19 protein-coding genes are annotated in these 23,248 nt (G+C 75.6%); 10 read left to right on the plus strand and 9 right to left on the minus strand.

Features of this window, described 5'->3' with window-relative positions:
• The first annotated feature begins 204 nt into the window (after positions 1-204).
• Entirely contained in the window at positions 205-2,274 is a 2,070-nt protein-coding gene (locus HUT16_RS32645) for a SpoIIE family protein phosphatase (protein WP_176191612.1), read from the plus strand.
• Between the two features lie 83 nt (positions 2,275-2,357).
• Positions 2,358-4,925 carry a SpoIIE family protein phosphatase gene (locus HUT16_RS32650; RefSeq protein ID WP_254898095.1) on the plus strand — a complete coding sequence of 856 codons (2,568 nt, stop codon included), beginning with the start codon at positions 2,358-2,360 and terminating at the stop codon, positions 4,923-4,925.
• A gap of 109 nt (positions 4,926-5,034) precedes the next feature.
• Here the strand turns inward: HUT16_RS32650 and HUT16_RS32655 are convergent, their stop codons facing one another.
• Positions 5,035-6,039, minus strand: a complete 1,005-nt coding sequence (locus HUT16_RS32655) for an aldo/keto reductase family protein (protein ID WP_176191613.1) — start codon at positions 6,037-6,039, stop codon at positions 5,035-5,037.
• Positions 6,040-6,219: 180 nt separating this feature from the next.
• On the opposite strand from HUT16_RS32655, the gene HUT16_RS32660 reads away from it, so the two are divergent.
• Together HUT16_RS32660 and HUT16_RS32665 are read left to right on the plus strand one after the other, a co-directional pair.
• Positions 6,220-7,263, plus strand: coding sequence for a hypothetical protein (locus HUT16_RS32660; RefSeq protein ID WP_254898096.1), 1,044 nt, complete (start codon positions 6,220-6,222; stop codon positions 7,261-7,263).
• A 147-nt stretch (positions 7,264-7,410) separates the two neighbouring features.
• Positions 7,411-7,752 carry a DUF5713 family protein gene (locus HUT16_RS32665; RefSeq protein WP_176191614.1) on the plus strand — a complete coding sequence of 114 codons (342 nt, stop codon included), beginning with the start codon at positions 7,411-7,413 and terminating at the stop codon, positions 7,750-7,752.
• Positions 7,753-7,782: 30 nt separating this feature from the next.
• Here HUT16_RS32665 and HUT16_RS32670 read toward each other — a convergent pair whose 3' ends face one another.
• Positions 7,783-8,655, minus strand: a complete 873-nt coding sequence (locus tag HUT16_RS32670; protein ID WP_176191615.1) for a class I SAM-dependent methyltransferase — start codon at positions 8,653-8,655, stop codon at positions 7,783-7,785.
• Positions 8,656-8,684: 29 nt separating this feature from the next.
• Between HUT16_RS32670 and HUT16_RS32675 the strand changes: the two genes are divergently transcribed.
• Positions 8,685-10,637, plus strand: a complete 1,953-nt coding sequence (locus HUT16_RS32675) for a hypothetical protein (RefSeq protein WP_176191616.1) — start codon at positions 8,685-8,687, stop codon at positions 10,635-10,637.
• 79 nt (positions 10,638-10,716) lie between these two features.
• On the opposite strand, the gene HUT16_RS32680 is transcribed toward HUT16_RS32675, so the two are convergent.
• The 3 genes from HUT16_RS32680 to HUT16_RS32690 all read right to left on the minus strand — a co-directional run bounded on the left by HUT16_RS32680 (position 10,717) and on the right by HUT16_RS32690 (position 14,343).
• The gene (locus HUT16_RS32680) at positions 10,717-11,673 is read right to left on the minus strand and encodes an electron transfer flavoprotein subunit alpha/FixB family protein (protein WP_176191617.1); all 957 of its coding nucleotides are present in this window, start codon (positions 11,671-11,673) and stop codon (positions 10,717-10,719) included.
• Positions 11,674-11,712: 39 nt separating this feature from the next.
• Complete coding sequence (locus HUT16_RS32685; protein WP_217712037.1) at positions 11,713-12,498, minus strand: electron transfer flavoprotein subunit beta/FixA family protein; 786 nt, start codon at positions 12,496-12,498, stop codon at positions 11,713-11,715.
• A gap of 117 nt (positions 12,499-12,615) precedes the next feature.
• The gene (locus tag HUT16_RS32690) at positions 12,616-14,343 is read right to left on the minus strand and encodes an SAM-dependent methyltransferase (RefSeq protein ID WP_176191618.1); all 1,728 of its coding nucleotides are present in this window, start codon (positions 14,341-14,343) and stop codon (positions 12,616-12,618) included.
• 82 nt (positions 14,344-14,425) lie between these two features.
• On the opposite strand from HUT16_RS32690, the gene HUT16_RS32695 reads away from it, so the two are divergent.
• Entirely contained in the window at positions 14,426-15,028 is a 603-nt protein-coding gene (locus HUT16_RS32695; protein ID WP_176191619.1) for a helix-turn-helix domain-containing protein, read from the plus strand.
• A gap of 67 nt (positions 15,029-15,095) precedes the next feature.
• On the opposite strand, the gene HUT16_RS32700 is transcribed toward HUT16_RS32695, so the two are convergent.
• On the minus strand, positions 15,096-15,758 hold the full coding sequence (locus HUT16_RS32700) for a Tat pathway signal sequence domain protein (protein WP_176191620.1): 663 nt from the start codon (positions 15,756-15,758) through the stop codon (positions 15,096-15,098).
• A gap of 201 nt (positions 15,759-15,959) precedes the next feature.
• Entirely contained in the window at positions 15,960-16,949 is a 990-nt protein-coding gene (locus HUT16_RS32705; protein ID WP_176191621.1) for a hypothetical protein, read from the minus strand.
• Between the two features lie 604 nt (positions 16,950-17,553).
• Between HUT16_RS32705 and HUT16_RS32710 the strand changes: the two genes are divergently transcribed.
• From HUT16_RS32710 to HUT16_RS32725, 4 genes are all read left to right on the plus strand, one after another.
• On the plus strand, positions 17,554-18,183 hold the full coding sequence (locus HUT16_RS32710) for a DUF6230 family protein (RefSeq protein ID WP_176191622.1): 630 nt from the start codon (positions 17,554-17,556) through the stop codon (positions 18,181-18,183).
• 121 nt (positions 18,184-18,304) lie between these two features.
• Entirely contained in the window at positions 18,305-18,787 is a 483-nt protein-coding gene (locus HUT16_RS32715) for a DUF6114 domain-containing protein (RefSeq protein ID WP_176192988.1), read from the plus strand.
• 175 nt (positions 18,788-18,962) lie between these two features.
• Positions 18,963-19,664, plus strand: a complete 702-nt coding sequence (pxpB, locus tag HUT16_RS32720; RefSeq protein ID WP_176191623.1) for a 5-oxoprolinase subunit PxpB — start codon at positions 18,963-18,965, stop codon at positions 19,662-19,664.
• A 98-nt stretch (positions 19,665-19,762) separates the two neighbouring features.
• The gene (locus HUT16_RS32725; RefSeq protein ID WP_176192989.1) at positions 19,763-20,614 is read left to right on the plus strand and encodes a biotin-dependent carboxyltransferase family protein; all 852 of its coding nucleotides are present in this window, start codon (positions 19,763-19,765) and stop codon (positions 20,612-20,614) included.
• A gap of 71 nt (positions 20,615-20,685) precedes the next feature.
• Here the strand turns inward: HUT16_RS32725 and HUT16_RS32730 are convergent, their stop codons facing one another.
• Entirely contained in the window at positions 20,686-21,981 is a 1,296-nt protein-coding gene (locus tag HUT16_RS32730) for a VWA-like domain-containing protein (protein WP_176191624.1), read from the minus strand.
• On the minus strand, positions 21,978-23,237 hold the full coding sequence (locus HUT16_RS32735; RefSeq protein WP_176192990.1) for an AAA family ATPase: 1,260 nt from the start codon (positions 23,235-23,237) through the stop codon (positions 21,978-21,980). Before HUT16_RS32735 ends, HUT16_RS32730 begins: the two co-directional genes overlap by 4 nt.
• Positions 23,238-23,248 lie beyond the last annotated feature (11 nt).

The following is a 23,248-nucleotide window of genomic DNA, read 5'->3' on the forward strand; positions in this document are numbered from 1 at the left end:
GGACGGCGCACGCACGCAGCCCGGGCCGGAGCGGGAACCCCACCCGCGCCGGCCCGGGCCGACGCGCGCACCCGCCGGAAGGCCGCCCCCGACCCCGCCGCCGACCCCGCCGCCGACCCCGCCGACGGGCCGACGGCCCGGGCCGGACAGCCGGGACAGCCGGGGCGGACGGGACCGACGAGCCGACACGAGGAGGACACCGGGGTGCCGGAACCGCAACTGACACCCGAGGTGTTCGACCGCGCCGTCGTCGCGATCGCCCTGACCGCGGGCCCCGAACACCGGATGGTCTACTACAACGAGGCCTTCCGCGACCTGTTCGGCGACCGCCCGCTCGGCGCCCCCGCCCGCGAGGCCTTCACCGACCCCGGCAGCGAACGCTTCCTCGCCACCCTCGACGCCGTCCTCGCCGACGGCAGCGCCCGGCAGGTCACCGCCCACCGCACCCTCGCCTGCCCCACCGGCGCCCCCGCCCACCGGCACTTCGTCTACTCCTGCTCGCCCGCCGCCACCCGGTACGGCCCCGGCATCCTCGCCGCCGCCATCGACACCACCGCCGAACTGCACTCCGCACTCGAAGCCGAACGCCAGTCCGCCGAACGGCTCGAAGCGCTCCAGCGCTACGAGGCGCTGATGGCCGCCGCCGCCCAGATGGTCTGGGTCGCCCGCGCCGACGGCACCGTCAGCGAACTCGTGCCCGGCTGGGAGGAGCTCACCGGCCAGCCCCTCCCCGGAACGACCGCCGACCGCCACCGCTGGCTCGACGTCGTCCACCCCCAGGACCGCGCCGACGCCGCCGCCCGCTGGGCCGCCGCCGTCCGCGACCTGCCCCCCGTCTTCGAACACACCCTGCGGGTGCGCAGCGCCACCGGCGGCTACCGGCACATCCGCTCCCGCGCCGTCCCCGTCCTGCGCGAGGGCCGCGGCCCCGAATGGATCGGCACCACCGCCGACATCGAGGACCAGTGGCGCGGCCGCCTGCGCGAACGCCTGCTCGCCCGGGCCGGCGCCGTCACCGAGGCCGAACGCGCCGAGGACGCCTTCGCCGCCCTCGCCGCCACCCTCGTCCCCGACCTCACCGACGTGTGCGCCGTCTACCTGCTGCCCGGGCCCGACGCCGCCGACGGAGAGGTCACCGCCACCCGGATCGCCTCCGTCGCCCGCCCCGGACTGCCCCCGCTGCCCCCGCTCGACCGGCAGACCTTCACCCTCGGCGACCGCGCCCGGCAGGCCGTCACCGACCGCGCCCCCACCCTGCTGGAGATCACCGACGGGAACGTCCCCGACGGCGCCGTCCCCGAGATCTCCGCCCGCTGGCTGTACGACGCCCGCGCCACCAGCCTCACCCTGCTGCCCATCGTCGTCGACGGCGCCGTCGTCGCCCTCGCCGCCACCGCCGGGTGCGAGGACGCGCCCCCGCCCGCCCCCGCCGACATCGACCTCCAGCACGAAGTCCTGCAACGCGCCCAGGCACCGCTGCGCCAGGCCCTCGCCCTGCAACGCGCCCGGCACGCCGCCGTCGTCCTGCAACGCGCCCTGCTCACCACCCCGCCCTCCCTCGGCGGCGCCGCCGTCGCCGCCCGTTACCAGCCCGGCAGCCGCAACGCCGAGGTCGGCGGCGACTGGTACGACGCCTTCGTCCTCCCCGACGGCTCGCTCGCCATGACCATCGGCGACGTCGCCGGACACGACCTCGCCGCCGCCACCACCATGGGCCAGCTGCGCGCCATGCTCCGTTCCATCGCCTACACCCGCGGCCAGGCCCACACCCCCGCCGACACGCTGCGCGAACTCGACACCGCCGCCGAGGGACTGGGCGTCGGCAGCTTCGCCACCGCCGTGCACGCCCGGCTGGTGCGGCACGGCGCGGACGGCGGCTGGGAGATGGAGTGGACCAACGCCGGACACCCGCCGCCCGTGCTGCTCCCCGTCGACGGACCGCCCCGGCTGCTGTCCGCCGAGGACGCCGACGTCCCGCTGTGCGTGGACCCGGGCCGGCCCCGGGTCACCCACCGGCACCCCGTCGGGCCCGGCGAGACCCTGCTGTTCTACACCGACGGGCTGGTCGAAGTACCCGGCGAACACCTCGGCGTCGGCATCGCCCGGCTCTGCGAAACCGCCGCCGCCGCCCGCCGCAGACCGCTCGCCGAGTTCTGCGAGCACCTGGTCGCCAGCGTCGCCGACATCCGCGACGACATCGCGGTGATCGCCTTCCGGCCGGACCCGCCGCCACCCGGCGCCCTCCGCCCGCCGAAGCGAGGGGGACGGCCGTGAACGGGCCCGGGGACGAGGAGCAGGGCCGCCGGCAGGCGGACGGGGGCGCGATGCGGAGTCGGAGTCGAAGCCGGAGGGACGGCGTGGACGGTGGGGACGGCGTGGACGGCTACCGGGAGGACCGGCGCGGCGGCAGCGCTAGCAGCGGCGGCGGCGAGAACGGCAACGGGAACGGCAACGGGAACGGCAACGGCAACGGGAACGGTGACAGCGGCGGCGCCGCGGACGGGGAGGCGGACGGCGTGGTGGAGGAGACGGCACCGGGGAACGGCGAACCGGCGAACGGCGGACCGGCGAACGGCGGACCGGCGAGCGGCGGACCGGCGAGCGGCGGCACGCCCACCGGCAGCGGCCAGGGCGACCACGTCGACGCCGCGCTGCTCGACGCCCTGTTCGCCCAGGCCCCGCTCGGCCTGTACCTGCTCGACCACGACCTGCGGGTGATCCGCTACAACACCGCCGCCCGCGGCGTGCGCGGCATGCCCAGCACCGACATCGTCGGCCACCAGCCCGCCGACTTCGCCCCCGGCTTCGACCCGGTCGAACTCGAGGAACTCGCCCGCCAGGCCCTCCAGGACGGCGGCTACGTCCGCGAACACCTGGTGCGCGGCCGGATGCCCACCGACCCCGGGCGCGAGATGGTCGGCGCGATCTCCTTCTTCCGGATCGTCTCCGACACCGGCCGCCCCTACCTGGTCGCCGCCGTCGAGGACGTCACCGACCGGCAGACCGCCCTCGACCGGCTCGACATCCTGCACAGCGCCCACCGCCGCCTCGGCGCCTCCCTCGACGCCATCGGCTCCGCCCAGGAACTCACCGACGTCGCCGTCCCGCGCTTCGCCGACTCCGCCACCGTCGACCTGCTCGACGAGCCACTGCGCGGACTGCCGCTGCGCACCGGCCCGATCGACCCCGGCGCACCGCTGCGCCGGGCCGCCTACCGCTTCGTCCACGGCACCGGCCCCGCCGGCCCCTCGCCCGGGCCCGTCCCGCACGGCGCGCTGTCCACGTACGGGGCGCCCACGCCGTACAGCCAGGCGCTGGTGGACGGGCGGGCCCGGCTGGTGCGCGGCCTCGGCGGGGACGAGGAGTGGCTGGCCGCCGACCCGGAGCGGGCGCTCCGGCTGACCGGGCTCGGCGTGCACTCGATGATCGTCGCGCCGCTGGTGGTGCACGACGCCGTGCTGGGCGTGCTGGCGCTGTACCGGCACCGGCGGACCGAACCGTTCGACCAGGACGACCTGGAACTGGCCGTCGAACTGGCCGCGCGCGGCGCGATGTCCATCGACAAGGCGCGTAGCTACGCGCGCGAGCGCTCGATCGCCACCACGCTCCAGCGCCAGCTGCTGCCCCGGGAACCGGCCGGACTGAGCGCGGTGCAGAGCGCGCAGGTGTACCTGCCCGGCGTGGTCGGGCCGGGCGGCGACTGGTACGACGTGGTGCCGCTGTCCGCCGCCCGGGTCGGCCTGGCGATCGGCTCGGTCACCGGCACCGGCATCGAGGCCGCCGCCGTGATGGGCCAGGTCCGCACCGCGCTGCGCACGCTGGCCGTCCAGGACCTGCAACCCGACGAACTGCTGGTGCGGCTGGACGACGCGGCCCGGGTCCTCACCCACGAGCAGCAGGGCAGCCTGCCCGCCGGCGCGGCCGGCCTGCCGGACGGGCTGGCGTCCTGCCTGTACCTGGTCTACGACCCGATCGGCCGGACCTGCACGGCGGCCTCGGCCGGGCACCCCGGGCCGGTGGTGGTCGGCCCCGACGGCGTGCCGGTGCCGTTCCCGGTGGAACCCGGCCTGCCGCTGGGCTGCGGCGACGGCTGCTACGAGACGCGGATCGCGGAACTGCCGGTCGGCAGCGTCCTGGCGCTGTACACCAGCGGGCTGATGTCCGGGCCGCCGCACCGCGCCGCCGGGCACCGGGACGGGCGTGCTGCGGAGCACCCGGCCGGGCGGGCGGGCGGTGGTGGCCCGGGGCGCGGTGGTCCGGGGCGCGGTGGCCCGGAGCGTGGCGGCCTGGACGAGATGCTGCCGACCGGGCCGGGGGAGGGGCGGCGGGCCGTCCTGCAACGGGTGCTGGCCCGCGCCGGGGAGGAGGAGCTGTCGCAGCTGTGCGACCAGGCGGTGTACGCGCTGCTGCCCGAACGGCAGCGCGAGGACGCGGTGCTGCTGCTGGTGCGCACCATGGGGCTGCCGGACGACAAGGTCGCGGTGTGGACCCTGCCGGAGGACCCGGCGGTGGTCCGCACCGCCCGGCGGCTGGCCGAACACCAGCTCGCCGCCTGGGGGTTGGAGGAACTGGAGTTCTCCACCGACCTGATCGTCAGCGAGCTGGTGACCAACGCCATCCGGTACGGGAAGTCGCCGATCCGGCTGCGGCTGATCAACGACCGGGGCCTGATCTGCGAGGTGTCGGACAGCTCGGACAGTACCCCGCACCTGCGGCGGGCCAAGTCCACCGACGAGGGCGGCCGCGGGCTGTTCATCATCGGGCAGTTGGCGCAGCGCTGGGGGACCAGGTTCGCCCGGCACGGCAAGACCATCTGGGCCCAGCAGGAGGTGCCGACGGCGGACCGGGTGGACCGGGCGGACCGGGCGGGCCCGGACGGGCTGCCGGAGGTGGGGCCGGGGGACGGGGGCGAACTGCCGCGGTGAGTCGGCGGATTCTCGGTGTGTGCGAGGCGGGCGGCCGTCGGAGGGTTCCTTCCGGCGGCCGCCCGCCGGGGGCGGGCCAGGGGCGGTTCAGGGGTGGATCAGGGACGGTTCAGGGGCGGGTCTTGGGAGCGTTCTCCGCCGTCCGGGCCGGGTCGAACTCGGCGACGGGCGACAGGATCTCGTCCATCCGGGCGAGCAGCGCGGGCTCCAGCTTGACGCCCGCGGCCTTCACGTTCTCGGTGACCTGCTCGGGGCGGGAGGCGCCGATGATGGCGGCGGACACGTTCGGGTTCTGCAGCACCCAGGCGACGGCGAGTTGGGCGAGCGAGAGCCCGGCCTCCGCGGCGAGCGGCTGCAACTGCTGGACGCGCTCCAGGACTTCGGGCCGCAGCCAGCGCGCCACGAAGTTCGCGCCGCCCTTCTCGTCGGTGGCCCGGGAGCCGGCCGGCGGCTCGGCGCCCGGCTTGTACTTGCCGGTCAGCACGCCCTGCGCGATCGGCGACCAGACCACCTGGCCGATGCCCAACTCCTCGCAGGTGGGCACCACTTCACCCTCGATGACCCGCCACAGCGCGCTGTACTGCGGCTGGCTGGAGACGAACGGGACGCGCAGCTCGCGGGCCAGCGCGTGGCCGGCCCGGATCTGCTCGGCGGTCCACTCGGAGACGCCGATGTACAGGGCCTTGCCGGAGCGGACCACGTCGGCGAACGCCTCCATGGTCTCCTCCAGCGGGGTGGAGGGGTCGTAGCGGTGGGCCTGGTAGACGTCCACGTAGTCGGTCTGCAGGCGGCGCAGCGAGCCGTCGATCGACTCCAGGACGTGCTTGCGCCCCAGCCCCCGGTCGTTGCGGCCGGGCCCGGTCGGCCAGAACACCTTGGTGAGGATCTCCAACCCCTCGCGGCGCTCCCCCTTGAGCGCCCGTCCGAGGACCGACTCGGCGCGGGTCTCGGCGTACACGTCGGCGGTGTCGAAGGTGGTGATGCCCGCGTCGAGGGCGGCCCGGATGCACGCGGCCGCGGTGTCCTCCTCGACCTGCGAACCGTGGGTGAGCCAGTTCCCGTACGCGATCTCGCTGATGATCAGGCCGCTGCGGCCCAGGTGGCGGAATTCCATGGTCCGTACGGTACGCCAGCGGCGGCGGCCGGGGCGGGCACCGACGCGGGAAGCCGGCACAGGGGGCGGAGGTCGCCCGCCCCGGGTCTTTGGGCCCTACCGGGCGGGACGCGGGCGGGAGCAGGATCGAGGCACGGAAGGCGTGGGACGCGACGAGGATGCGGCGAGGAGTGATCCGCGATGACCGAGTCGACGGTGCCGGCGAGGACGGCACCCGCAATGCCGGGCGGCCCGGTGGACGGGGCGCCGGCCGGACCGAGCGCGGCGGAACTGCGGGCACTGGTGGCGGCGGCCGGGGCGGCGCCCTCGCTGCACAACACGCAGCCGTGGCGGTTCCGGCCGACCGCGGACGGGCCCGGCGTGCTGGTGTACGCCGACCCGGCGCGGGCGGTGCCGCTGGCCGACCCGGACGGGCGGGCCATGCTGGTGTCGGTCGGCGCGGCGCTGTTCAACCTGCGGGTGGCGGCGGCCCGACTCGGGCTCCCCGTCGAGGAGTTGGACCTGATGCCGGAGCCGATCGGCGACGACCGGCCGGTCGCGGTGGTGCGCTTCGGGCCGCGCGGAGCGCCCTGCGAACTCGCCGAGTTGGCCGAGGAGATCGGCCGACGGCACTCCAGCCGCGAACCGTTCGGGAACCGGGACGTGCCGGAGGCGGTGATCGGCGAGCTGATCGAGGCCGCCGCCGACGAGGACACCGTGCTGGACGTGCTGGAGGAGGACGGCGCGCGTCGGGTGCTGGCGCTGACCGCGGAGGCCGAGGCCCGGATCGCCGGGGACGCCGCCCGCCGGGCCGAGACCGACGGCTGGGTGCGGGCCGCACCGGCCCGGGACGGCGTCCCGGAGCGCGCCCTCGGGCCACAGGACCACGAAGTCCGGGTTCCGGTACGGGACTTCGCCGGGCACGGGCCCGCGCACGCGCAGCGCTTCGAGGCGCTGCCGCAGGTCGCGACGCTCGCCACCCGGGGCGACACGGCGGCGGACTGGCTGCGGGCCGGACAGGCGATGGAACGGGTGTGGCTGGTGGCCACCGCCCGCGGGCTGCGGGTCTCGGTGCTCCACCAGGCCGTCGAACTCCCGGACACCCGTTGGCGGTTGCGCGACCCGGAGAGCGGCATCGGCACCGTGCAGGTGGTGCTGCGGGTCGGCTACGGCCCGCCCGGGGCGCCCACCCCGCGCCGGGACGTCGACGACCTGCTGCGCGACCCCGCCGAGGGGCGTGGGTAGTTGCCCTCCGGTAGCTCTGCCGGTGCCCGGTCGTCAGTGCCCGCCCGCCGGTGCCCGGTCGTCAGCGCCTGGTTGTCAGTTCCGGTTGTCGGTGCCCGGGGGCATGATCGGCCGGAAGAACCCCACGGACGGACGGAGCGGCGGCGGATGGCGATCACCAACGAGCGGATGGCGGGGTACGAGTTCCTCCGCCCGATGCGCGGCGACGGCTACTACCCGGCGCACCTGGTCGCCAGGGGCGGCGACATCCTGCACGCGCTGTGCGAGCGGATCGAGGCCGAACCGCCGCGCGACCTCGCGCAGTTGTACGTACTGACGCACGCCGCCACGGAGGAGTTCAACCTGCTGGCGGAGGAGTTCGAAGCGGCCGACAGCGAGATCGAGACCGTCGCCCGGGACACCATCGCCGTGGACTTCGACCACCTCGCGCGGGCCTACGGCTTCCCGGACGCCGACCTGGAGGAACTGGTCGCGCCCCGCGACTGGTGAACGCGCCGCCGCCTCGGGGCCGGACCGGCCCTAGCGGACGGCGCTCGCCAGCAGCGCGCTGTGCGGCAGCAGCAGGGCATCGCCGCCCGCCGGGCCGGTGCGGAACTCCCCGGCCAGCCGCTCGTAGTGGCCGCGGGCCGCGGCCCGGATCTCCGGCGGCTGGGCGAGCAGGGTCAGCCCGACGGTGGCCACGCCGGACGCCGGGCCGCTCCACCACTCGTCCACCGTCGTGGCGTGCGCGAAGTCGACGGCGCGGCAGCCCGCTTCGCGCAGCCCCGCGGCGGCGAGCAGCCCGGCCAGGCCGTCGGTGGTGCGCGGGAAGTCGTCGGCCGGATCCAGCGGCCCCAGGTGCGGCGGGCGGACCGCACCGGCCGCCCGCAGCGCGCGCGGAACCAGGGTCTGCCCCGGGGCCGGGCTGCCCGACCAGATGGTCAGGGCGATCCGGCCGCCCGGGCGCAGCACCCGCCGCAGCTCGCCGAGCGCCACCAGCGGACGGCCGACGTGGTTCAGTACGAAGTTGGCCACCACCACGTCGAACTCGCCGTCCTCGAACGGGAGTTCTGGGAGCGCGGCGAGCACCGCACGGGCCTGCGGCGCGTTGCGGCGGGCGAGTTCGAGCATGCTCGGCTCGGCGTCCACCGCCGTCACCCGGGCCCCGCGCGCACCCGCCCCGGCGGCGACGGTGCCCGGCCCCGTCCCGACGTCCAGCACCCGGCTGCCTGCCGACACGCCCGCCGCGTCCAGCAGTTCGCCCACCGGGCGGGCGCAGAGCCGGCCGAACGAAGCCGCGTAGGCGTCACCGCGCCCCGCCCAGGCGGTGCGCTCGTTGGCGTCGAAGGCGGTGTGCTGCGGTACGGCCCAGGCCACGGTTCCCCCTCGTCCCGACGGTCGGTGAACGATCATAGCGACCGCCCGGTGCTAGGGTCCGCGGCATGGGGGAGGACCTGGACACCGTCGAATGGGCCGCGCTGAAGCACGAGCAGGGCAGCGCCGCCGACCTGCCCGGACTGCTGCGGGCCTGCGCCGGGGACGACGAGGAGGCCGCCGAGGACGCGGCCGCCGAGATCCACGACCGGATGGTGCACCTGGGCGGGTGGATCTGCTCGGCGGCCCCCGCCGCCCTGCCCTTCCTGCTGCGCCTGGCCGCCGACCCGGCGCGGCCGCCGACCGTCCGCCGCAGCCTGCTGGAGACCCTCGACATGCTCTCCGGCCGCCCCGCCGCGCACGTCCCGCCCGGCACCGACGGCACCTGGTGGGCGGCCTGGGAACGGGCCCTGCCGCAGACCCTCGCCCTGCTCGACGACCCGCTGCCCGCGATCCGCCGCGACACCGCCCGGATGCTCACCTCCTGCCCCACCCCCGGCCGGGACCTGCTGCCCGCGCTGCTGCGCCGCCTGCGCACCGAGGACGACCCGGTGACCCGGCTCTGCCTGCTGACCGCGCTCGGCGCCGCCCGGCGGCGCGAACCCGCCGGGCCGCAGGGCCCCGGGGCCCGGGCGATGCTGCGGGCCCTGCTGGCCGACGGCGACCTCCAGGAACGCCTCGGCGCGCTGCTCGCGCTCGCCCCCGAGGACCTCGGACTCCCGGCGCGGCACGCCGACCTGGTCGCTCGCGCGCTGCGCGACCCCGCAGTCCGGCGCTGGGAGGAGGACGGCGGACCGGGGCACGTCCACGGCCGCGCGCGGCGGCTGTTCCCCGCACCCGCACCGGCCACGGCGTTCGTCCGCGCACTGCTCCGCGACCACCCCGACGCCGCGCACCGGGCCGCCGCGCTCGAACAGGCCGGCGACCTGCTCGCCGAACGGCGCTCACCGGCCCCGCACCTGCTGCCCGCGCTCGCCGCGCACCTCGACGACCCCGAGCCCGAGGTACGCCTGCTCGCCCTCGACCTGCTCGCCCGCCTCGGCCCGGCGGCCGTCACCCCCCACGCCGACCGGATCGCGGCCCTGCTCGACGACGCCGACCCCACCGTCGCCGCCCTCGCGCTCTGGGCCCTCGCCCGGGGCGGCGACCCGCGCTGCGCACCCGCGCTGAACGCCGCCCCCGAGACCTTCGGCGACGCCGACCACCACCTACTGCGCCTCCGCACCCAGGGGATCACCCTGCCCGCCCTGTCCGAGGTGCTGGCCCGGCTGCCCGGGCAGGCGGACGCCCTGATGCCCGTGGTCGAGCGGCGGCTCGCCCGGGACGGGCACCCGTCGACGGTGTACCGCTACGGCCGGGTGCTGACCGGCTGGGGCGCCGCGAGCCCGGCCGCCGTCGAACGGCTGCTCGCCCGGCTGGCCGAGGACCGGGTGTGGGCCGTCACCGCCGAGACCCTCGCCGGACTCGGCCCCGCGGTGCTCGGCGCCGACGCCACCGCACGCGCCCGGGCGATGATCTCCGCACGGATGAACGGCCCGGACGTGGCGGCGGCCACCGCCGCCTGGGCGTGCTGGCGGCTCGGCGGCGACCCGGAGGCGGCCGTCGACGCCCTCGCCGCCCACCTGGACGACCACGACGCGCTGCGGATGCTCGGCGACCTCGGCCCGCACGCGGCCCGCTGCGCCGCACCCCTGCGGGTCCGCGCCGCCGACCGGAGCGACTGGGTCCGGGTGCGGGCCGCGAGCGCGCTGTGGGCGGCGACCGGCGACACCGGGACGGCCGTCCCGGCCCTGATCGCCGCCCTGCGCGGCCTCGACCAGGGGCGGCACCGCCCCGTGATGCCGGTCGCCGTCCGGCAGCTGGCCCGGATCGGCCCCGCCGCCCGCCCCGCCGCCCCGCTGCTGCGCGCCGCCCTCGCCGAGGACCGGCGGCTGCGCAGCCACGGCGGCTGGCACGGCTTCGCCGAGGACGAGGAACTGCGGGCGGCCGCCGCCGGGGCGCTGGCGGCCTTCGGGGAATGACGGAAGGGCGCGGCCCCGGCGGCCGCGCCCTTCCCCGTCGCCCGCGGAGGCGGTCGACGGATCGTCAACCCGACTGCCGTCAGCCGGTCTTCACCTGGTCGGTGAGTTGGGGGAGGACGGTGAAGAGGTCTCCGACGACGCCGTAGTCGACGAGTTCGAAGATGGGGGCTTCGGGGTCCTTGTTGACGGCGATGATGGTCTTGCTGGTCTGCATGCCGGCGCGGTGCTGGATGGCGCCGGAGATGCCGGCGGCGATGTAGAGCTGGGGGGAGACCTGCTTGCCGGTCTGGCCGACCTGGCTGCTGTGGGGGTACCAGCCGGCGTCGACGGCGGCGCGGGAGGCGCCGACGGCGGCGCCGAGGGCGTCGGCGAGGTCCTCGACGACGGTGAAGCCGTCGGCGGCGCCGACGCCGCGGCCGCCGGAGACGACGATGGCGGCCTCGGTGAGCTCGGGGCGGCCGGTGGAGGTGCGGGGGGTGCGGGAGGTGACGGTGGCCGCGTTGCCGCTCAGCGCCACCTGCACGCTCTGGACGGTGCCGGCGGCGGGGGCGGCCTCGGGGGCGGTGCTGTTGGGCTTGACGGTGATGACCGCGGTGGCGGTGGTGACGGTCGAGGTGACCTGGAAGGACGCGGCGAACACCGACTGGGTGGCGATCGGGGCGCCCTCGCCGGGGGCGAGGTCGACGGCGTCGGTGATCAGCCCGGCGCCCAGGCGCAGGGCGGTGCGGGCGGCGATCTCCTTGTTCTCGCCGGAGGAGGTCAGCAGCACGGCGGTGGCGCCGGTGGCCTCGGCGATCTGGGTGAGGGCGTCGACCTTGGGCACCACCAGCTGGGTGGTGAACTCCTCGGCGTCGGCGGTGTGGACGGTGGCGGCGCCGTACTCGGCGGCCTTGGCCGCGATGGCCGCGGCCGCGTCGCCGGCGCCCAGCACGACGGCGGCGGGGGTGCCCAGGCGGCGGGCCAGCGTCAGCAGTTCGAGGGCGGGCTTGCGCACGGCGCCGTCGGCGTGGTCGACCAGGACCAGGATCTCACTCATGTGTTTTTTGCTCCGTATCCCTGTGTTCCCGGCGGCCGGTCAGATGAACTTCTGCTGGGCGAGGTAGGCGGCGAGTTGCTTGCCGCCCTCGCCCTCGTCGGTCACCAGCACGCCCTGGGTGCGGGCGGGGCGCGCCGTGACGTCGGCGACCTTGCTCCAGGCGCCGGCCAGGCCCACCGCGGCGGCGTCGATGCCCAGGTCGTCCAGGTCCAGCGAGGCCACCGGCTTCTTCTTCGCGGCCATGATGCCCTTGAAGGACGGGTAGCGGGCCTCACCGGACTGGTCGGTCACCGACACCACCGCCGGCAGCGCGGCCTCGACCTGCTCGGTCGCGCTGTCGCCGTCCCGGCGCCCGCTGACCTTCCCGCCCGCGACCGACACCTCGGACAGCAGCGTGGCCTGCGGCACGCCCAGGCGCTCGGCCAGCAGCGCGGGCAGCACGCCCATCGCCCCGTCGGTGGAGGCCATCCCGCACACCACCAGGTCGTAGCCGGTCTGCTCCAGCGCCGCCGCCAAGATCGCCGACGTGCCGATCGCGTCCGTGCCGTGGATGCCGTCGTCACTGACGTGCACGGCCTTGTCCGCGCCCATCGACAGCGCCTTGCGCAGCGCGTCCTTCGCATCGTCGGGGCCCACGGTCAGCACCGTCACCTCGGCGCCCTCGTTGGCCTCCGCGATCCGCAGCGCCTGCTCGACGCCGTACTCGTCCAGCTCCGACAGGAGGCCGTCCACGCCCTCCCGGTCGGTGGTGGCATCGTCCGCGAAGCGACGGTCACCGGTCGCGTCGGGCACGTACTTCACACAGACAACGATCCTCAAGCTCACGGCCACCTTGTCCTTTCACGCGGGAGGGAACTGAGTTCCCCCACTAGACCACACTCCGTGCCACAGATCCACTCTTGCGGCGGTGTGAGGGGGGGACTCAGTTCCCATGCCGGGCGGTCAGGCGTGGCGGCGCAGGCGCAGGGTGGAGTCGCGGTGCGGGCGGGCGTCCGGGTCGGTGACGGGGTGTCCGGGGTGGTCGTGGCGGGCGTGCTCCTCGGCGAGCTCGACGGTCCAGGCGGACGGGTCGAGCCGCAGCGAGGCGAGCATCTCCTCCGGGGTGGGGAAGTGCATGTCGGGGTGCGGGTGGTCGTGCTTGACGGGGAACGCGGCGTGGCTGGTGACCAGCAGCGTGCCGCCGGGGGCGACCGCCGCGGCGGCCCGGCGCAGCACCCGCTCGCGCGGGAACTCGGCGGGCGAGTGCAGGAACTGCGCCGAGACCAGCTCGTAGGCGCCGGACGGGAAGGCGTGCGCCAGGTCGACGCGCTGCCAGTCGACCCGGTCGGCGACGCCCTCGACGGCGGCCCGGGCGGCGGCCCGCTCCAGGGCGACCTGCGAGAGGTCGACGGCGGTGACCCGCCAGCCCTGCTTGGCCAGCCAGATCGCGTCCCCGCCCTCGCCGCAGCCCAGGTCGAGGGCCCGGCCGGGCTCCAGGCCGGTGGCCTGCACGGTCAGCGAGGCGTTCGGGCGGCCGCTCCAGATCTGCTCGCTCTCGCCGTACCGCTTCTCCCAGAACTCGACCGCGTCGACGGCCAGCCGGGTCTCCTCGGCGACCAGGTCGGCGTTGATCGCGGCGGCGGCGCGCAGGCCGTCCGCGGCGGCGATCGCGACCTGCGCGGCCGGGTCGGTCAGGTTGCCCGCCGCCCAGACGCCGGGGACGCCGGTGGCGCCCATCGGGTCGGTGGTGGCCAGCCGGGTCGCGAACCGGACGCCCTCGCGGACCAGGTCGGTGGCCTCCAGGCCCAGGTCGGCCAGGAACGGCGCGGTCACCGTCATCTCGGTGCCGACGGCCAGCGCCTCGCACGCCACCACGGTGCCGTCGGCCAGCCGTACGCCGGTCAGCCCGGCGTCCTCGCCCTCGCCCTCGCCCTCGCCCTCGCCCTCGCCCTCGCCCTCGCCCTCGCCCTCGCCCTCGCCCTCGCCCTTGTCCTTGCCCTCGTTCTCGTTCTCGTTCTCGGGCAGCAGCGCGACCACCTCGCCGGGCACCACGGCCACCCCGCGGGCGGCCAGCTCGCGCCGCTGCTGCTCGTCGAACGGCCCGCCGGTGTGCGCGAGCAGCGTGACGTCCGCGCTCCACTGCCGCCACAGCAGCGCCTGGTGGACGGCGATCACCGGGTTGGTGGCCAGCACCGCGATCTTCCGGTCCCGGACCTCCCAGCCGTGGCAGTACGGGCAGTGCACCACCTGACGCCCCCAGCGCTCGGCCAGGCCGGGCACCTCGGGCAGCAGGTCGGTGGTGCCGGTGGTCAGAAGCAGGCGGCGGGCGTGCACGGCGCTGCCGTCCGACAGCTCGGCGCGGAAACCGCCGTCCGTCTCGCGGTGGACGGTCAGCACCTCCGCGTCGTGGAACTCGCCCCCGTACGAGGCGACTTCGGCCCGGCCGGCGGCGGCCAGCCCGGCGGGCGACAGGCCCTCGCGGCCGAGCAGGCCGTGGATGCCCTCGGCGGGCGCGTTGCGCGGCCGGCCGGAGTCGACGACCAGCACCGAGCGGCGGGCCCGGGCCAGGGTCAGGGCGCCGCTGAGTCCGGCCGCGCCGCCCCCGACGATCAGGACGTCGTGGTGGCGGGCGGGGTGCTGATGCTGGTGCTGGCTCGGGTGCTCGTGCTCGTGCTGGTGCGTCGTGGTCATGGCTCGATGGTGCGTCGCGTTCGCCGGATTGACAAACAATGTTGCTGAGGTGGCAAATGGAGGGGTGGAGAGGAGCGGGACCATGGGCGAGGACTTCGAAGCGGTGCTGACCGGCGTCGGCCCCCGGCTGCGGGCGATCCGACAGCAGCACGGCACCACGCTGGCGCAGCTGAGCGAGCAGACCGGCATCTCGGTCAGCACGCTGTCCCGGCTGGAGTCCGGCGGGCGGCGGCCGACCCTGGAACTGCTGCTGCCGCTGGCCCGCGCGCACGGCGTGGCCCTGGACGAACTGGTCGACGCCCCGCCCACCGGCGACCCCCGGGTGCGGCTGCGCCCGTTCGTCCGGCACGGCTGGACGTACCTGCCGCTGGCCCGCAGCCTCGGCGGCATGCAGGCGTACAAGATCGTCGTCCCGCCCGGCGGCAGCCGGGAGAACTGCGAGCAGCGCACCCACGAGGGCCACGAGTGGCTGTACGTGCTCTCCGGGGAGCTGCTGCTGAAGCTGGGCGACCACGAGGTGGTGCTGAAGGCGGGCGAGGCCGCGGAGTTCGACACCCGGACGCCGCACCTGTTCACCAACGCCGGGCGGACGCCGGTGGAGTTCCTGAGCCTGTTCGGCCCGCAGGGGGAGCGGGTGCACGTCCGGGCGCGCACCGCCAGCAAGGTTGAGGGAGATAGAGATTGACGGTCCGTCAGGGAAGGGCCGCGCCCGCTGATGCGGGCGCGGCCTGTGAACGGTGCGCGGGCGGGGGTCAGTTGACGAAGACCGTGCCGCCCAGGGTGGTGTCGGTGACCGGACCGTAGGCCGCCGAGAAGTTGATCGCGGCGAAGCAGATGCTCGGGCCGCTCAGCTTGGTGAAGCCCTGGTTGGTCATGGTGATCTGCGCGGGCGAGTTGGTGGCGTGGCCGTTGAGGGCGCCGCCGGTCGAGGAGTAGGTGCACAGGGCGTTGCCGGCCAGGGTCTTGAGGTTGACGACGGCCTGGATCGAGCCGCTGAGGGCCACCGGGAACCCGGAGGAGTCGGAGATGCTCAGCGTGTAGGGCAGGTTGCTCATGGTCAGGCTGTTCACCCCGCTGACGCCGACCACGTTGGAGGTGCAGCCGGAGAAGGTCAGGGTGCCGACCGGGCCGGACGCGGTGGCGGAGCCGGTGGCGAGCGGGTTGGCGCTCACGCTGCCGCCGATGGTGGAGGTGGTGCACTTGACGCCGGTGGTGGTGCCCGGGTTGTACATGGTGGCCAGGGTGCCGCTGACCAGGTTGGCGGACAGGCTGTCGCCGACCCCCACGGGGGTGGGGGTGCCGGCGATGGTCAGCACCGGGGTGCTGCCGGCCGCGTCGGCCGAGGCGGCCGGCAGGACGAGCAGGGCGCCGGCGGCGACGAGGGCGGCGGCGCCGGCCAGGGTGCGGTTGCGCATGGGGGTTCCTTCCGGTGGGTGGGGCGGACGGAGCTGCTCCGGCGCGCTCGCCGGAGCGCGTGCCGGCCCCGCGCTGGGGACGGGACGGCACGGGCAGGTGGGGGATCTCCGCGTGAACTCCTTTGCAGGTGCGGGGAGTCGGCGCGGGGTGGTGGGAAGCGGCTCGGGAGTCGCGGTGGGGCCGCGGCAGAGGGGAAGGGGTCAGTGTGCGGCGCTGTCCTTCAGCGCGGCGGTCAGGTCGGCGATGTCGGTGTCCAGCACGAAGGAGGCGTTGGTCTGCTGGAAGCTCACCGAGTCCTTGCCCGCGGCGGCGGGCAGGCCCATGGTCCAGTTGATGATCTGGTTCAGCGAGCCGAGCAGGCCGCACCCGCTGGCGCCGGGCACCGTGAAGGTGTTGTCGACCAGGGAGGCGTTGGTCTCCGAGATCGCCAGCGCGTTGTGCCCGTTGGGGTCCGGGTCGTAGCCCAGGGTGCCCGGGTCGCCGGTCATCGGTGGGGTGGAGCCGGTCGGGGCGGTCGACCCGGTGGTGGGCTTGAGCAGCAGCGGCGAGGAGTCCGAGCCGACGTAGCAGTGTGCGCCGAACAGCGCGTTGTACAGGTGCAGTTTGATCGGCAGCTGGAACACCGGGTACGGCTCGCCGGTCGCCAGCGGCGTGAACTTGGTGACCGGGCCCGCGAGTTCGACCTGCGCGAAGACGCTGGTGATGCCCGGCAGGTAGTTCTGGATGCCCGGGATGTTGATCTGCACCATCGGCGCGCTGAGCAGCGGGGCGTTGGTCGGCGGCACCACGGTGTACTGGTTCGCGGTGCTGCCGTCCGGGAACGACACCTCGGGCGCGGACTTGTCCCAGTAGAAGCCGAACTGCAGCGTGATCGGCGAGTTGAACGGCACCACCGTGCTGCCGAGGGTGAACTTCCCGGCGTTGGTCACCGACACCAGGCAGCCGACCTGGAGGTTCGCCGGATCGTGCATGGCCGGCGCGGCGAGCGGACAGTTGCCCATGCCGGTGTACGGCGCACCGGGCGCGGCGGCGCCGGTGCTCGCGGAGGCGGAGCCCGGGGCGACACCGGCCAGCAGCGCGGCGGTGGCGAGCACGGCGGCGCCCGACAGCAGGCGGCGGCGCCGGGGCGCGGCGGGCGACGTGGCGGGGGACGGGGTGGCGGGCGCGGCGGGCGCGGGGGAGGTGTGCATGGTGGGGCACTCCTGACGGCAGGGGGCGAGAGCGGGCGCAGTACGGGGCGAGGGCGGGCGCGGTGCGGGGCGAGGGCGGGGCGAGGTGCGGGGATGCAGGGCGCTCGACGCCACGAGCGACCGGGCCGGGGCGCACGACTGCCACCGTCGCGCCGGTGCGGTCCGTCGTACCGGGAAACGCTCCGTCGTGCCGGGAACCGCGGCACCCCGTACGGGGCCGCGCCGGGCCGGAGCGGGAACGACCCGGTGGGCACGGCTGCGACGCCGTGGTTACCGCCGGGTACTCGCCAAGTTCTAGGCGCCGTTCCGGCTCAACGTCAAGGCAGTGCGCGGAAGTTGGAAGGGAGATGAGTGGAGTTCGAGTGACTTTCGCCGTCAAGTGCCCCTCCAGTAACAGAAGTTGACTGGCGTTCCGGAATTTCCGGGCGGTGCGCGAAGTATTGACCGGCCATGTACCCCGGGGTAACTTCCAGTCAGCCCGCCGGTTGTGAGAAAGATCGTCAACTGCACTGCCAGGCACCACAGTTGGCGATCTGGGTCCACGCCAGACCCGCCCGCACCCGACGGAGCCGCGGATCCCCCACCCGACCCTCTGGAGCTGTCCATGGCACCCTCCGCAGAACAACCCGCCGCCACCTCGACCGGGCGCGGCCGGGTCCGGCTGCGCCGCGCCGCACTGATGGCGGTACCGGCCTGCGTGGCCGCGGGCGTCCTGGTGACCCTGACCGCGCAGAACGTCCTCGCCACCCAGTTCGCCATCTCCGGCATGGCCTTCCAGGTCACCGCCGACCGGCTGGACGGCACCGGGTTCGAGCAGTTCGGCACCCTCGACAACATGATCGAGAACAGCCCCAACGCCGGCGACACCGGCGGCCAGCTGTTCCTCATCCAGACCGTGGTCAAGAAGGCCTCCCTCACCAAGCTCTGCCAGAGTGTGAACCTGGGCGGCATCAACCTGCTGATCACCGCTGGCGACAAGGGCACCCCCGTCACCGCCGAGGACCTCACCACCGACTCCGACCTGATGAGCGGTGACGCCGAGTTCAAGAGCCTCGAAGTCGGCCGCGACGCCAGCACCTTCGACAAGGGCGGCGTGGCCGGCCCGCCCGGCATGTTCGGCCAGCAGGGCGACAGCGTCGCCGTCGACCACTTCCGGCAGCAGAACTACGCCACCACCGCCGGCACCTTCCGGCTGCCCAACATGCACCTCAGCTTCAGCACCGATGGCTGCTGAACCCGGACCGGCACCGGACCGGGCGGCCGACACCACGGCCGCCCGGCCCGCCGACCACGACGACACCACGGCGGCCGGAGTGACCGGGGCGACCGGAGTGACCGCCGCAACCGCCGCAGCCATCGCTGAGCCCGCCCCGGCGCCGCCCGCCCCGGGTGGCTTCGCGGGCTGGCGCGGACGCCGACCGTTCTGGGGCGGCCTGCTCGTCGTGCTGGCCGGCGCGGAGATCCTGTTCACCGAGAAGGCCCCGATGCGCATGGTCATCCGCATCGGGATGCTCGGCCTGGCCGGCTACGTGGTCCCCGCGATCATGGTGCTCTGCGGGCTGCTGCTGATCTTCCACCCCGTCCAGCGGATCTTCTACTCCCTGCTCGCCGTCCTCGCCACCCTCGGCAGCTGGGTCACCTCCAACCTCGGCGGCTTCTTCATCGGCCTGCTGCTCGGCCTGATCGGCAGCAGCCTCGCCTTCGGCTGGCTCCCCGACCAGCCCAGGCGCCGCCGACTGCTGCGCCGCGAACCGACACCCGGACCCGGGTCCGGATCCGGCTCCGGACCCGGACGCGGAACGGGTCGCGGCACCGGACGCGAAGCCACCCCGGCCTGACCGGGGCGGCGTCCGGTGGCGGAGCGTGGCCACCGCCGGACGCCCCGGCCGCGACCCCCGCGCACCGAGCGGGCGGGGACCGCGGCCGGGCCCGTCTTGGTACCTTGGGCAGCTGACGGCCCGTGACGGGGCACGACGGCGCGGCCGGATGCGGCGGCGGACGGGACGGGGTGCGGTGCGGGTACTGCGGTGCGGCAGCGACGCCGTCCTGATCGAGACCGAGGACGCCGAACAGGCCCAGCGGCTGCACGCCGCCCTGCGCGACGCCCCGCCCCCCGGCACCGGCGAGCTCGTCCCCGCCGCCCGCACCGTCCTGGTCCGCTACGACCCGTCCGCGACCGACTGGCAGCGCCTGCGCGCCGCCGTCACCGCGCTCCCGCTGCGCGAGGCACCCCCCGCCGAGGCCGCCGAGACCGTGCGGATCCCCGTCCGCTACGACGGCCCCGACCTCGCCGAGGTCGCCCGCCTGGCCGGACTGACGCCCCGGCAGGTCGTCGAACGCCACACCGCCGCCCGCTACCGCGTCGCGTTCTGCGGCTTCGCTCCCGGCTTCGCCTACCTCACCGGCCTCGACCCGCACCTGCGGGTGCCCCGCCGGGCCGAACCCCGTACCCGCGTCCCCGCCGGTGCGGTCGCCGTCGCCGACGAGTACACCGGCGTCTACCCCCGCACCTCACCCGGCGGCTGGCAGCTGCTCGGCACCACCGACCTCCCGCTCTGGGACCCCACCGCCGACCCGCCCACCAGGCTGCGCCCCGGCACCGCGGTGCGCTTCGTCGCGATCGGACAGCACGGCGAGCGCGGGGAGCGCGGCGAGAGCGGAGAACACGGGGAGAGCGGAGAACACGGGGAGAGCGGGGAGGCGGTGCGGCCGTGAACCGGAAGCCGGAGGACACCGTATCCGGGCGAGACGGTGTATCGGCGCCGTCCGGGCCGCCGGGGCCGGACCCCGTCGACGGGCCCGCCGCGCTGCTGGTGGTGCAGCCCGGGTACGGCGCCACCGTGCAGGACCTGGGACGCCCCGGGCTGGCCGCGCTCGGGGTCGGATGCTCCGGGGCCGCCGACCGGGGCGCGCTGCGGCTCGCCAACCGCCTGGTGGGCAACCCCGAGGACGCCGCAGGGCTGGAAATGCCGCTAGGCGGCGTCGAGTTGGAGTTCCGTCGGGCCGCCACCTGCGCGCTGGCCGGCGCCGACTGCCCGGCCTGGGTGAACGGCCGCCCGGTCGGCACCCGCACCCCGCTGGCGGTGCCCGCCGGGGCCCGGCTGCGGCTCGGCACCCCGGTGCGCGGCCTGCGCGTCTACCTGGCCGTGCGCGGCGGCCTGGACGTCCCCGCCGTCCTGGGCTCCCGCGCCACCGACACCCTCGCCGGACTCGGCCCCGGACGGCTGACCGCCGGCCTGCTGTTGCCCGTCGGCACCGCCGCCACCGGCTGGCCCGCCGCCGAACACGCCCCGCGCCGCGCCCCGGCCGGACCCACCGTGCTCCAGGTGATCCCGGGCCCGCGCGACGACTGGTTCACCGCCGCCGCGCTGCGCACCCTGTGCGGCGAGCCGTACACCGTCACCGCCGACAGCGACCGGGTCGGCATGCGGCTGGACGGCCCCGCGCTGGAACGCGCCGAGAGCGGCGAACTGCCCTCCGAGGGCATGGTGGCCGGTGCGCTCCAGGTACCGCCCTCCGGCCGACCGATCCTGTTCCTCGCCGACCACCCCGTCACCGGCGGGTACCCGGTGATCGCGGTGGTCCGCCGCGCCGATCTGGACGCGGCCGCGCAGGCCCGCCCCGGCGACACGCTGCGCTTCCGGCTGGAGGGCGCCGGGCGCTGACGGTCCGGGTACCGGTGGACGGGGCGTTGTCCGCACCGGGCGTCGTCGGCACCGGGCGCAGGCGGGCCGGGTCAGCCGAGGGTGACGACCTTCGCCCAGGACGGCGGGTCGTCCGGGACGTAGTCCGGGTCCTCCTCGTCCACGACGCGGTCGCGGGGGAACAGGCCGACGACCGTGCGGCACGGCGGCGGGGCGCTCGGCCACGGGGTCTGGCCGTCGGTGAGGACGACCACCACGTCCGGGGCGGGACGCCGCTTCAGGGCGGCGGCGAAACCGGTGCGCAGGTCGGTACCGCCCCCGCCGACGAGCGCCAACCCACCGGCGGCGGCGGCCTGTTGGACGGACTGGGCGGCCGCGTCGCAGGAGACCACCGAGACCAGGTCGCGCCGCCCGCCCACCGCGTGCAGGATCGCCGCGGTCTCCAGCAGCGCGGTGCCCAACTCGGTGTCGCTGACCGATCCCGAGGTGTCGACGACCACCGTCACCCGGGGCGGCCGGTGGCGCAGCGAGGGCAGCACCACCCCGGGCAGGCCGCTCGAACGGCGGGCCGGGCGGCCGTAGTCGTAGTCCGCGCCGGCGCCCGCCGCGGCGACGGTGGAACGGATCGCCGCACTGAGCAACTGCCGCCAGGGCTGCGGCGGGTGGAGCGCCTCCTCGGCCCAGCGCCGCCAGCCCGCCGGAGCGTGGCCGGGCCGCCCCAGGATGCCCCGGGCGACCCGGAAGCGGACCAGGTCGCGTTCGTGGTCGGCCAGGCCGTGCGCGCCGTCCGGGCCGAACTCCCACTCCCGCTCCAGGCCGTCCGCGCCGCTGCCGCACTCCAGCCACACCAGGCGCTGGTACTTCGTGTCGATGGTGAACTGCCGCAGGTAGTCCTCCATCAGCTGGCCCTCGACCAGGCCCAGCGTGTCCGGGTAGATCGCGTCGGCGGGCCGGACCAGGCCGTCGCCGAACGCGTCGTCGTTGATCTCGCAGTCCGCGGCCAGGTTGACCCGCAGCCGGTCGGCGGGCCCGTCCAGGTCCAGCGTGCGCATCGCCAGGTCGCCGCGCCGGGCGTGGTCGCGCAGCAGGTGCGAGACCTCGTGCACCCAGACCGAGGCCAACTCCTCCACCGGGGTGCGGTCGACGAAACCGGGCGAGACGTAGCACCGCCAGTACCGGTCCACCGCCATGGTCGGCACCCAACGCGACTCCACCACGTGCATCGCGAACAGCGCGGTCGCCAGGTACGGGCGAGCCCGCACCGCGTGCAGCCGGGCCGCGAACAGCTTCTCGGTGTCCAGCCGCAGCGGCGCTCGGACAGGTGGTGCCGGTTCGGAGCCGGGCGCGGGGTCGGAGCGGGGCGCGGGAACGGAGCCGGAGGCGCTCATCGGCGGCCCGCCCCGGTGGGGACGCCGGCCGTCGAGCGCTCGGCCCGGCGGACCACCGCCAGCGCGCCCGCGAACCGGTGGATCAACTCCGGTACCTCCCAAGCCTCCTGGCGCAGCGAGGCGAGCGTGGTCACCGGCACCACCAGCACGTCGGGCGGGCAGCTCTCCAACGCCCGGGCCATCAACGTCCAGGCGGAGTCCCACCGTTCGCGGGTCGGACGGGAGCGGACGGCGGCCACCACGCCGTCCAGCACGGCCTGCCGCAGATCGCCGCGCTCGGGCAGGACGGCGGCGGCCGGGTCGGCGAGCAGGTCCTCGGGCGCGGGCAGGTCCATCCGGTCGACGGTGGCCAGGAGTTCGAGCCCCGGGCCGTCGCCGACGGTGCCGCGCACCAGCAGCGACAGCACCTCGCGGGAGGAGCCGGCCGCCGAACCGAACGCCAGCAGCCGTACGGTCATCTCCCAACTGCGCGGCGAAGGCCAGGCTTTGCCGCGCCGGGTCTCGGCGGACGGCAGCCGGTGGGTCAGCTCGGGCCGGACGGTGAGCAGCCCGCACACCGCGCGGCGGGCGAACTCGACGGCCGCGGGCAGCCGTTCGGGATCGAGCCGGGGCAGTTCGGCCCGCGGCCACACCCCGCCGAGGCCGCGCACCACCACCTGCGCGTCGTGCACCCAGTCCAGGTGGACGAAGCGGTTGGCCAGCGGCGGGCTCAGCTCCCAGCCGTCGGCCGCCGAGGCGCGCGGATTCGCCGCCGCCACGATCCTTACCCCCGGCGGCAGTTGGAGCGAACCGATCCGCCGCTCCAGGACCAGCCGGAGCAGCGCGGCCTGCACGGCGGGCGGAGCCGTGGACAACTCGTCGAGGAACAGCAGCCCGCGCCCCTGCCGGACCAGCCGCACTGCCCAGTCCGGCGGCGCCAGCGGCACACCCTGTGCGGCCGGGTTGTCACCGATCACCGGCAGGCCGGAGAAGTCGGACGGCTCGTGCACGCTGGCGATCACCGTGGTGAGCGGCAGGTCCAGTTCGGTGGCGAGCTGGGTCAGCGCCGCGGTTTTTCCGACGCCTGGCTCCCCCCACAGCAGGACCGGAAGATCGGCGGCGACGGCGAGGGTCAGCGCCTCGGTCTGGAGATCCTGGCGAGGCTCGGTGCTGAACTCCCTCAGGAGTCCCAACAGACTTTCAGCAGTCGCGAGTTGGGGTGAGCGGGACGGGATGGGCCGCGGAGCGGAAGGGGAAGCGGAAGGGGATTGGGGCATGACGGAAGAAG

This window comes from Kitasatospora sp. NA04385 (assembly GCF_013364235.1).
Taxonomy (GTDB): Bacteria; Actinomycetota; Actinomycetes; order Streptomycetales; family Streptomycetaceae; genus Kitasatospora.

Coding starts and splice junctions, on each gene's coding strand:
- HUT16_RS32655 (WP_176191613.1), bottom strand. CDS start 6,039: ATGGAATTCCGCCACCTGGGCCGCAGCGGCCTGATCATCAGCGAGATC.
- HUT16_RS32660 (WP_254898096.1), top strand. CDS start 6,220: ATGACCGAGTCGACGGTGCCGGCGAGGACGGCACCCGCAATGCCGGGC.
- HUT16_RS32665 (WP_176191614.1), top strand. CDS start 7,411: ATGGCGATCACCAACGAGCGGATGGCGGGGTACGAGTTCCTCCGCCCG.
- HUT16_RS32670 (WP_176191615.1), bottom strand. CDS start 8,655: ATGATCGTTCACCGACCGTCGGGACGAGGGGGAACCGTGGCCTGGGCC.
- HUT16_RS32675 (WP_176191616.1), top strand. CDS start 8,685: ATGGGGGAGGACCTGGACACCGTCGAATGGGCCGCGCTGAAGCACGAG.
- HUT16_RS32680 (WP_176191617.1), bottom strand. CDS start 11,673: ATGAGTGAGATCCTGGTCCTGGTCGACCACGCCGACGGCGCCGTGCGC.
- HUT16_RS32690 (WP_176191618.1), bottom strand. CDS start 14,343: ATGACCACGACGCACCAGCACGAGCACGAGCACCCGAGCCAGCACCAG.
- HUT16_RS32695 (WP_176191619.1), top strand. CDS start 14,426: ATGGGCGAGGACTTCGAAGCGGTGCTGACCGGCGTCGGCCCCCGGCTG.
- HUT16_RS32700 (WP_176191620.1), bottom strand. CDS start 15,758: ATGCGCAACCGCACCCTGGCCGGCGCCGCCGCCCTCGTCGCCGCCGGC.
- HUT16_RS32705 (WP_176191621.1), bottom strand. CDS start 16,949: ATGCACACCTCCCCCGCGCCCGCCGCGCCCGCCACCCCGTCCCCCGCC.
- HUT16_RS32710 (WP_176191622.1), top strand. CDS start 17,554: ATGGCACCCTCCGCAGAACAACCCGCCGCCACCTCGACCGGGCGCGGC.
- HUT16_RS32730 (WP_176191624.1), bottom strand. CDS start 21,981: ATGAGCGCCTCCGGCTCCGTTCCCGCGCCCCGCTCCGACCCCGCGCCC.
- HUT16_RS32735 (WP_176192990.1), bottom strand. CDS start 23,237: ATGCCCCAATCCCCTTCCGCTTCCCCTTCCGCTCCGCGGCCCATCCCG.